Genomic DNA, 3,477 nt, shown 5'->3' with positions numbered 1-3,477 from the left:
TCCTTGGCATGGCGCGCTCGTCGCTTGCCCTGCAGAGCGCCGGGCTATGCCCTAGACTTTGGGCCTTTGTGGGCATGGGGTGCGCGTATGTACCGGGGAAGCTGTCTGTGCGGGACGGTGGCGTTCACTCTCGAAGGCGAACTGCCGCCAATCCAGGTCTGCCACTGCGGGCAATGCCGCAAGGCCCAGGGCGGGCCGTTCGCCACCAACCTGGCGGTGCGCCGCGAGCACCTGCGCCTGCTTGGCGGTGCCGAGCAGCTGCGCGCCTTCGAGTCCTCGCCGGGCAAGCGCCGCTGGTTCTGCGGCAACTGCGGCTCGCCGATCTACAGCGAACGTGACGCGCTTCCCGAAGTGTTGCGGCTGCGCGCGGGAACTCTCGACGGCGACCTGCTGACCAAGCTCGAAGCGCATTACCATGTCGCCTCGGCCGCCAACTGGTGGCCGCTGGATGACCAGCTGCCGCGCCATCCGGCGGGCAAGCCGGGCTGAGCCCGGCGATCTGGATACGCCCTGGCCGGCGGTCAAGGAGGAAGGATGTCGCCATCACCCCGCAGTTTTCGCGTCCTGGTCCTGGGCGGTTACGGCAACTTCGGCAGCCTGATCGTGCGCCGCCTCGCGGCCATCGACGGCATCCGCGTGCTGGTGGCCGGCCGTGACCAGAAGCGCGCCAGCGCGCTGGCCCGCGAGGTGAACGGCGAGGCGGTGTGCCTGGACATGAACCAGCCGACCCTGGCCGGGCGCCTGCGCGAACTGCAGGTGAACCTGCTGATTTCCGCCGCCGGGCCATTCCAGGGCCAGGACTACCGGGTGGCGCGCGCCGCGGTGGCGGCCGGAGCGCACTACGTCGACCTGGCCGACGCCCGTGGCTTCGTCTGCGCCATCGGCGAACTGGACCGCGCGGCGCGCGGCGCCGGGGTGCTGGTGTGCGCCGGGGCCAGCTCGGTGCCGGCGCTGAGCGCGGCGGTGATCGACGAACTGCTGCCGCGCTTCGCCCGCCTGGACAGCATCCGCCACGGCATCAGCTCCTCGGCGAAGATTCCCGGCCAGGCCACCCTGGCGGCGGTGCTCGGCTATTGCGGCAAACCGCTGCGCCAACTGCGCGCCGGCCAGTGGCAATCGGTGTTCGGCTGGCAGGACCTGGTCGCCCACCGCTTCCCGGCGCCGCTGGGGCGGCGCTGGCTGGCCAACTGCGACGTGCCCGACCTTGAACTGTTCCCGCAGCGCTACCCGACGGTGCGCGAGGTGCGCTTCGGCGCCGGCCTGGGCCTGCGCCTCACCCATTTCGGCACCTGGGCGCTGTCCTGGCTGGTGCGCGCCGGCCTGCTGCGCGACGCCCGGCGCCTGGGCCCGCTGCTGCAGCGCCTGGCGCAGTCGCTGGAGCCGCTGGGCGACGGTCGCAGCGGCATGTTCGTGCAGCTCAGTGGCGAGGACCATGAGGGCCGGCCGCTGGCGCTGTGCTGGGAGCTGCTGGCGCACCACGACCACGGCCCGAACATTCCCTGCCTGGCGGCGGTGGCCCTGGCCCGCAAGCTGGCCGCCGGCGGCCTGGCGCAGCGTGGCGCCACGCCCTGCGTCGGCCTGCTGAGCCTGGACGAATACCTGGTCGAACTCGACGGCCTGGCCGTCAGCCATACCCTGCGCGAGCTGCCGGGCCCGGTGCTGGCCTGAATCCCCCACAAGCGGTATGCGCGCCGGCGCCGCAGGGGTAGCCGACGCCGGGTACTGATCCACGGCAAGAAAACCGCCCAGGGCCCGCCCTAGACTCCGGGACCGCCCATCCCCGCGAAAGGAGTCACCCCATGCACGTGGATATCGCCATCGTCGGCGCCGGCCCCGCCGGGCTGTGCCTGGCCCGCGCCCTGTCAGGCCAGGGCCTGTCGATAGCGCTCATCGAACGGCAGCCGCGCGCGGCCCTGGCGGAGCCCGCCGAGGACGGCCGCGAGATCGCCCTGACCCACGCCTCGCGCGAGGAAATGCAGCGCCTTGGCCTGTGGCAGCGCCTGGCCGCCGCCGACATCGCCCCGCTGCGCGACGCCCAGGTGCTCAACGGCCCGTCGCTGTTCGCCCTGCGCATCCAGGCCGGCCAGGCCGGCGCCGAACAGCTGGGCTTCCTGGTGCCGAACCAGGCCATTCGCCGCGCCGCCTTCGCCGCCGTGGAGGAGTGCCCCGACGTGACCTTGCTGGACGAGCGCGCGCTGCAGGCCGTGCAGGTCGGCGCCGAGCACGCGCACCTCGAACTGGCCAACGGCGAACGGCTGACCGCGCGCCTGCTGGTGGCCGCCGACAGCCGCTTCTCGGAAACCCGGCGCATGCTCGGCATCGGCGCGCGCATGGAGGACTTCGGCAAGACCATGCTGGTGTGCCGCATGGCCCACGCCCGGCCGCACCAGCAGGTGGCCTGGGAATGGTTCGGCTACGGCCAGACCCTGGCCCTGCTGCCGCTCAACGGCGACTGCTCATCGGTGGTGCTGACCCTGCCGCAGCGTGACATGACGCCGCTGCTGGCGCTGGACGAGGCGGCCTTCGCGCGCGACATCGAACGGCGCTTCGAGCAACGCCTGGGCGCCATGGCACTGCTCGGCCCGCGCCACTGCTACCCGCTGGTGGGCGTCTACGCCGAGCGCTTCGCCGGGCCGCGCTGCGTGCTGGTCGGCGACGCAGCGGTGGGTATGCACCCGGTGACCGCCCACGGCTTCAACTTCGGCCTGCACAGCGCCCGGCGCCTGGCCGAGCAGGTGCTCGCCGCGCAGCGCAAGGGCGGCGATCCGGGCGCGCCAGCGGCGCTGCGCCGCTACGCGCTGAGCCATCGCCTGGCGACCTGGCCGCTGTACCAGGCCACCAGCCTGATCGCCGGGCTGTACAACGACCCGCGCCCGCCGGCGCGCCTGCTGCGCACTGTCGGCCTGCGCCTGGCCCAGGGCCTGCCGCCGCTGCGCCAGGCCATCGCCCGGCACCTGACCCAGCACGCCTGACCCCGCGGCCGGCGCCCGGGGGAGGGCGTCGGCCGGTTCTGTCCATCAAGAGGGAGGAAACCCGCATGGCCCTGACATCCACCGACATCTGCGCCGCCGCCGAGCGCCTGCAGGGCTTCGTCGGCTTCAACCGCAAGACCGGCAAGTACCTGGTGCGTTTCAGCGAGGATTCCTTCGGCCTCGACGTCGACGAGACCAGCATCACGCCGGCCTGCGAATTCGTCTGGGCGTCGAAGGACGACGAGGTGATGGCGCTCAGCCGCGAGTGCCTGCAGATCCTCCAGGCGCAGAACATCAACGAGCGCCTGGACTTCGGCGAGGCGCTGCAGACCTACCTGCGCCGCACCGATCTGCCGGAAATCCGCGCCCAGCGCCGCCTGAAAGCAGGCTGAGGGGCTACCTGCGCCCTAGGATGCGGTTGAGCGCAGCGATACCCATCGATGTAAGGGCCGATGGGTATCGCGCACGGTTCCGGGTTTTGCGCTGACGCTGGGAGTAGGGCGGA

The 3,477-nt window shown here is 72.2% G+C and carries 4 protein-coding genes; all 4 read left to right on the top strand.

Features of this window, described 5'->3' with window-relative positions; genetic code table 11:
* The first annotated feature begins 117 nt into the window (after positions 1–117).
* Positions 118–489, top strand: a complete 372-nt coding sequence (locus P3W75_RS26785) for a GFA family protein (RefSeq protein WP_276230344.1) — start codon at positions 118–120, stop codon at positions 487–489.
* Positions 490–534: 45 nt separating this feature from the next.
* Positions 535–1,668, top strand: coding sequence for a saccharopine dehydrogenase NADP-binding domain-containing protein (locus P3W75_RS26780; protein WP_276230343.1), 1,134 nt, complete (start codon positions 535–537; stop codon positions 1,666–1,668).
* Between the two features lie 131 nt (positions 1,669–1,799).
* Positions 1,800–2,972, top strand: coding sequence for a 5-demethoxyubiquinol-8 5-hydroxylase UbiM (gene ubiM, locus P3W75_RS26775; protein WP_276230342.1), 1,173 nt, complete (start codon positions 1,800–1,802; stop codon positions 2,970–2,972).
* Between the two features lie 65 nt (positions 2,973–3,037).
* Entirely contained in the window at positions 3,038–3,364 is a 327-nt protein-coding gene (locus P3W75_RS26770; protein WP_276230341.1) for a DUF2025 family protein, read from the top strand.
* The last annotated feature ends 113 nt before the right edge of the window (positions 3,365–3,477 follow it).

This window comes from Pseudomonas citronellolis, from assembly GCF_029335315.1.
In the GTDB taxonomy this organism is placed as follows: domain Bacteria; phylum Pseudomonadota; class Gammaproteobacteria; order Pseudomonadales; family Pseudomonadaceae; genus Pseudomonas; species Pseudomonas citronellolis_A.
This window is presented reverse-complemented; position numbering and strand designations above follow the sequence as displayed.

What these genes read in the sequence shown, in the direction of transcription:
- P3W75_RS26780 (WP_276230343.1), top strand. Translation starts at nt 535, where the DNA reads ATGTCGCCATCACCCCGCAGTTTTCGCGTCCTGGTCCTGGGCGGTTAC.
- ubiM (WP_276230342.1), top strand. Translation starts at nt 1,800, where the DNA reads ATGCACGTGGATATCGCCATCGTCGGCGCCGGCCCCGCCGGGCTGTGC.
- P3W75_RS26770 (WP_276230341.1), top strand. Translation starts at nt 3,038, where the DNA reads ATGGCCCTGACATCCACCGACATCTGCGCCGCCGCCGAGCGCCTGCAG.